Annotated in this window: 7 protein-coding genes and 1 pseudogene; all 8 read left to right on the top strand. The window is 65.1% G+C overall.

The window, feature by feature from the left end; all coding sequences use genetic code 11:
* Positions 1-335: 335 nt before the first annotated feature.
* The 8 genes and pseudogenes from AC01FP_RS15805 to AC01FP_RS15770 all read left to right on the top strand — a co-directional run bounded on the left by AC01FP_RS15805 (position 336) and on the right by AC01FP_RS15770 (position 5,193).
* On the top strand, positions 336-2,072 hold the full coding sequence (locus AC01FP_RS15805; RefSeq protein WP_474481629.1) for a DEAD/DEAH box helicase: 1,737 nt from the start codon (positions 336-338) through the stop codon (positions 2,070-2,072).
* Positions 1,960-3,423 (top strand): DUF3427 domain-containing protein, encoded by a 1,464-nt coding sequence (locus AC01FP_RS15800; RefSeq protein WP_474481631.1) that lies wholly within the window; start codon positions 1,960-1,962, stop codon positions 3,421-3,423. Before AC01FP_RS15805 ends, AC01FP_RS15800 begins: the two co-directional genes overlap by 113 nt.
* Before the next feature lie 37 nt (positions 3,424-3,460).
* The gene (locus AC01FP_RS15795) at positions 3,461-3,679 is read left to right on the top strand and encodes a type II toxin-antitoxin system HicB family antitoxin (protein WP_474481628.1); all 219 of its coding nucleotides are present in this window, start codon (positions 3,461-3,463) and stop codon (positions 3,677-3,679) included.
* Entirely contained in the window at positions 3,619-3,876 is a 258-nt protein-coding gene (locus AC01FP_RS15790) for a type II toxin-antitoxin system HicA family toxin (RefSeq protein ID WP_474481627.1), read from the top strand. The genes AC01FP_RS15795 and AC01FP_RS15790 overlap by 61 nt, the downstream gene beginning before the upstream one ends.
* Before the next feature lie 52 nt (positions 3,877-3,928).
* Positions 3,929-4,155, top strand: a pseudogene (locus AC01FP_RS15785) (hypothetical protein); the annotation flags it as partial.
* 102 nt (positions 4,156-4,257) lie between these two features.
* Positions 4,258-4,476 carry a type II toxin-antitoxin system HicB family antitoxin gene (locus AC01FP_RS15780; protein ID WP_474481630.1) on the top strand — a complete coding sequence of 73 codons (219 nt, stop codon included), beginning with the start codon at positions 4,258-4,260 and terminating at the stop codon, positions 4,474-4,476.
* Positions 4,473-4,652, top strand: coding sequence for a type II toxin-antitoxin system HicA family toxin (locus tag AC01FP_RS15775; protein WP_474481626.1), 180 nt, complete (start codon positions 4,473-4,475; stop codon positions 4,650-4,652). Before AC01FP_RS15780 ends, AC01FP_RS15775 begins: the two co-directional genes overlap by 4 nt.
* Before the next feature lie 412 nt (positions 4,653-5,064).
* On the top strand, positions 5,065-5,193 hold the full coding sequence (locus tag AC01FP_RS15770; protein ID WP_474481625.1) for a hypothetical protein: 129 nt from the start codon (positions 5,065-5,067) through the stop codon (positions 5,191-5,193).
* Positions 5,194-5,457: the final 264 nt, after the last annotated feature.

The following is a 5,457-nucleotide window of genomic DNA, read 5'->3' as shown; positions in this document are numbered from 1 at the left end:
CAAGAAAGAGGCAATTAAACTCATATTATTGAGGGCTATTCATAGTTGATATCCAGAGTCAGGCTGGGTTTGCAACAATGATTGGGCTGTTCCGGCGGCCATCTGCAGCGCTGGCTCCTTGCGGCATAACAAGCCTTCCGACGAGAGCGCTAAGCCTCAAGTGGCTTCCATTGCAAGCGATTGCCATGTACAAACTGCGAGCGATGCCGATGGTACAGCGATCCGATAACCAGTCAGTTCCTTGCGATACTTCTTGGCGCTGAGGCCGCATTCTGCGTTCAGACCCAGTCAAGTCCTTCATTCTCGACCATTTCCGCCGACAAGCTTAGTCTGAATTGAGCACCCCACCCCCCAAACCCGGTCTCTACGACCACCTCCTGACCGAGGTCCTGGAGCAAAAGCTGGCGGGCCTACCCCAGAAGTTGGTGGGCCTCGATCCCCTCGACCCAGAAGAAGCCCCCCACAAGCTCTCGCGTCATCTCAGCTCATTGGTGCGCCGCGCTCTGGCTAGCCTCCCTAATGGCCATCCCACGGCAGCCCAACTGGAGCTGGTGAACCAGCTGGTGGCCATGTTGATTACCCAGGCCCCCCGCGCCGTGGGCCCAGGTGATGCCCTGCACCCCACCGGCAAGAGCCTCAGCCGCATCCTCGCCGCCCCGCTGCTCCCAGGCCAAGCCGAACCACAGAGGCCCCTCATCCCCCTGGGCGTCAGCACCCTGCTCGTGAACGCCAGCGGAGAGCCCTCCGTGGGGCAGGCCTTGCAGCACGAACTGCCCTCAGCTGATCGGGTCGATCTGCTCTGCGCCTTCATCAAGTTCAGCGGCCTTCGCCTGTTGCAGGAGCCCCTGGCCGAGCTGCTGCGCACCGGCCGCCCGTTGCGCGTGCTCACCACCGTCTACCTGGGCGCCACCGACCGCCGCGCCCTCGATTGGCTGGTGGAGCACGGCGCCGAGGTGCGCGTCAGCTACGACACCCGGCGAACCCGCCTGCACGCCAAAGCCTGGTTGTTCCATCGCTGCTCAGGCGCCTCCACCGCCTACATCGGCTCCTCCAATCTCTCAACCGCCGCGTTGCACGACGGCCTGGAGTGGAACGTGCGCCTCTCCGCAGCCGACAACGAGGGCATCCTGGCCAAGTTCCAGGCCGCCTTTGAGAGCTACTGGGAGGAGGGTGAGTTCGAGCCCTACCGGGCCAGCGAACTGGAGCAGCGCCGCTTTGATCGGGCCGTGCGCGAGGAGTCGGCGGGGGACTCGGCAGCGGATGCCACCACGCTCAGCTTCTTCGACATCCGCCCCTACGCCTACCAGCAGGAGATCCTCGACAAGCTCTCGGCCGAGCGCAGCCTCCATGGCCGCTGGCGCAATCTGGTGGTGGCCGCCACCGGCACGGGCAAAACCGTGATCGCCGCCCTCGATTACGCCCGCCAGGCCGGTCCGGGTCACCCGAGCCTGCTGTTCGTGGCCCACCGGCGCGAGATCCTGCAGCAGAGCCTCGCCACCTTCCGCCAGGTGCTGCGCGATGGCTCGTTCGGCGAGTTGCTGGTGGATGGCCAGCGCCCCAGTCAGTGGCGCCATGTGTTCGCCTCCGTGCAGTCGCTCGCGGGGCTGGATCCGGCGGACCTGGCGCCAGACACGTTCGCCGTGGTGATCGTCGATGAGTTCCACCACGCCGCCGCCGCCAGGCCTCACCGCCACCCCCGAGCGCACCGGCGGCGAGGACATCCTCCATTGGTTCGGTGGCCGCATCGCCGCCGAGCTGCGCCTCTGGAGCGCCTTGGAGCAGGGCCTGCTGTGCCCCTTCCACTACTTCGGTCTCCACGACGGCACCGACCTGTCGCGGATCGAATGGCGCCGCAACGGCTACGCCAGCGAGGCCCTGTCCAACCTCTACACCGCCGCCGACGCCCGCCTGCGCCTGATCCTGCGCGAACTGGCAGACAAGGTCACCAACCTGGATTCGATGCGGGCCCTGGGCTTCTGCGTGAGCGTGGATCACGCCCATTGGATGGCCCGCAAGTTCGTGGCGGCCGGCCTGCGCGCCGCCGCGTTGGATGCCTCCAGCCCCCGCGATGAGCGCGCCGAGCAGATCCGCCGCCTGCGCTCCGGCGAGCTGCAGATCCTGTTTGCGGTGGATCTGTTCAACGAAGGCCTCGACATCCCCGAGATCGACACGGTGCTGTTCCTGCGGCCCACCGAGAGCGCCATCGTGTTCCTGCAGCAGCTCGGCCGCGGGCTGCGCCTCTGCCGGGGCAAAAGCTGCCTCACCGTTCTGGATTTCATCGGCCAGGCGCACCGGAGCTTCCGCTTTGATCTGCGCTATCGCGCCCTGCTCGGCGGTACGCGCGACCAGCTGGAACAGCAGATCAAAGAGGGCTTTCCCTTCCTGCCAGCCGGCTGCAGCCTGCAGCTCGATCGGGTGGCGAGCGAGCGGGTGCTTGCCAATTTGCGCGAGTCGCTGCCCACGCGCCGGCCCCAGCTGCTTGCCGAAGCCCGCCGCCTCGGGCGCTGTTCGCTGGCGGCCTTGCTCCACGGGCTTGGCATGGAGCTGGGCGATTTCTACAGGGTGGCGGGGTCGTGGGCGTTGTTGCAACGGGAGCTGGGCTGGCTGGCGGCAGGGGCGGCCAGCGGCGATGAGGAGCGGTTGGGGCGGGGGATTGCTGGCGGATTGCTGCATCTGGACGACCCCGTGCGGTTGCGCTGGCTGCTGGAGCAGCTGCAGCGCGCGGCACCCCCCGATCCGGCGGGCTTCGATCCGGAGACCGAGCGCAGCTGGCGCATGCTGATGGCCCAGCTCTGGGGCAGCGGCCGCCAGCACCTGCCCTTGGCCGAAGCCCTTGTGCGGCTCTGGGCTGCCGCTGATCTCCGCGCCGAGCTGGTGGAGCTGTTCGCGCTGCTGCACGAGCGCACCGACCACCTGGTGGCGCCGCTCGACTGGGACCGCGCCGATCCGCCCCCCATCCCCCTCAAACTCCACGGCCGCTATTCCCGCGCCGAGGTATTCGCCGCCTTTGGGCTGCTGAACGAGGTCCGTCCCTTCCCCGGCCGGGAGGGGGTGTTCTTCGATGAAGCCACCCAGTGCGACGTCTTCTTCATCACCCTCAAGAAAGCCGAGCGGCTTTTCTCCCCCACCACCCGCTACAACGACTACGCCATCTCCCCGTGGCAGTTCCACTGGGAGAGCCAGAGCCTCACCCGGGAATCGTCCGCCACCGGGCAGAGATACATCCACCACCGCGAACGCGGTAGCCGGGTGATGTTGTTTGTGCGTGAAGAGAACAAGCGCACCGGGGTGACGCTGCCGTTTCTGTGTCTGGGGTTTGCCGATTACGTGAGCCACGAGGGCGAGCGGCCGATGGCGATTCGCTGGCGGCTGCAGCGGGCGATTCCGGCGGCGTTCGTGCCGGAGTTGGCGTTGGAGGTGTGAGGGGGGCCAGACTGGAGGCCTACCCAGCCAGGCGACCATGACGACCGCCACTCCTCAGCGCCTGACGGCGATCCTGTACCGGGAAGACGAGGTTTACGTGGCGGAGTGGCCGGAGGTCGGCACCGCGAGCCAAGGCGACACAATCGAGGAAGCCCTGGCCAACCTGCGCGAAGCCACCGAGCTGTACCTGGAGGAATGCCCGCAACCGGTGCTGGCGCCCCGGCTGCTGACCACCTTCGAGGTCAACGTTGCCTAAGTTGCCTCGGTTTCGAGATCGTGCGCCAGAAAGGCAGCCATGTTGTGCTGCGAAGACAGTCCCTCAACCCGGAAAGTGGCAATGCCAGCGTCACATGCGTTGTGCCTCTCCATCGGCGTGATCTGGCAGTGGGAACCCTGGGGAGCGTGCTGCGCCAGGCAGGTATTGACGTGGAAACGTTCATTGATGTCCTCTGACATCTTTCCTTACGGCTCCTGAAGCTGCGTGGTCGGCCGCTACAGCCGCGCCGAGAGCGAAGCCCTCTTCTCCCCCACCACCCGCTACCGCGACCTGGCCCTCGGGCCATTACTTTCGTGCGGGAGCAGCGCAAGCAGGCCACGGTGACAGAGCCGTTCGTGTGCCTGGTATTTGCCACCTACGAGAGCCACGAGGATGAACGCCCGATGGCGTTCCGCTGGCGGTTGGAGCGGGAGATTCCGGCGGCGTGGCTGCGGGTGATGGGGGTGCTGGTTTGAGAGAGGGGGCATACAGCGAAGATGCGGTGAAGCGATCACTCCTGGCTGCTGGCCAGCGTCTTCCCACCTAAAATGAATGGATCGTCACTTGGGGCTGACTTAGTGAAAGGAGAGCTGACCGCTGTGATTGAACCTGCTCCAGAGGGAGGTTTCTGGGCGATCTGTCTGGAGATACCTGGCGCCAATGGACAGGGTGAATCCATTGCAGAAGCCAAAGAAGACTTGCAGTCAGCGATAGAGCTTATTCTTGAGGATCGTGAAGCTGATATCAGTCGCGGACTTCCTCCAGATGCCGTGCTGATGCCCCTGCAGATTGGATGAAACGCCGCGATCTGGAGCGACGGCTTCGCATGGCTGGCTGCCTCCTGAAAAGAGAAGGTGCTTCACATTCCATCTGGATCAATCCAGCCACCGGAGTGAAGGAAGCCGTTCCCAGGCATAACGAAATCAAGGAACCCCTGGCCCGGAAGATCCTCGCCAACCTCGGCGCGAATTAAGACTTCGGCCGGCCAGGGTTCAGCCATGCAACACCTCGCCATGATCAAGCGCCTCGCGCACGAACGGATCACCCCACGGGCCAAAGACCCGTAGCCGAAGGCTTCTCCGCAGGAGTACAGGATCACCTTCTCGGGGGCGTAACACTCCACCAGCTGCCGCGTGAAAGCACGCAGCGCCTCGCGGGTCACCAGAGGGGTCGGCGTGGTGGTCATGGATCTCAGGCCAGGACGCCGCTGCGCGAGGCGTTGGCGCTGCGCTGGAGCGAGGCTCTCTTCTCCCCCTCCACCCGCTACCGCGACCTGGCCCTCGGGCCATTACTTTCGTGCGCGAACAGCGCAAGCAGGCCACGGTGACAGAACCGTTCGTGTGCCTAGGGTTTGCGCGCTACGAGAGCCACGAGGCGGAGCGACCATGACGACCGCCACCCCCCAGCGCCTCACGGCGATCCTGTACCGGGAAGACGAGGTCTACCTGGAGGAATGCCCGCAACCTGCGCTGGTGCCCCGGCTGCTGACCACCTTTGAGGTCAACGTTGCCTAAGTTGCCTCGGCTTCGAGATCGTGCGTCAGAAAGGCAGCCAGGTGGTGCTGCGAAGACCGTCAAGCAACCCTGAGAGTGGCGAAGCCAGCGTCACGTGAGTGGTGCCGTTGCATCGACGTGATCTGGCGGTGGGCACCCTGGGGAGCGTGCTGCGCCAGGCAGGTATTGACGTGGAGACATTCTTGAATCGTAACCGTTCACGGGGCGTGCCGGCCTGACCTTGACATGACATAGGCAGTCACCACTTCATGATTGATGCGCAGC

This window comes from Cyanobium sp. NIVA-CYA 375 (assembly GCF_056108345.1).
This window is presented reverse-complemented; position numbering and strand designations above follow the sequence as displayed.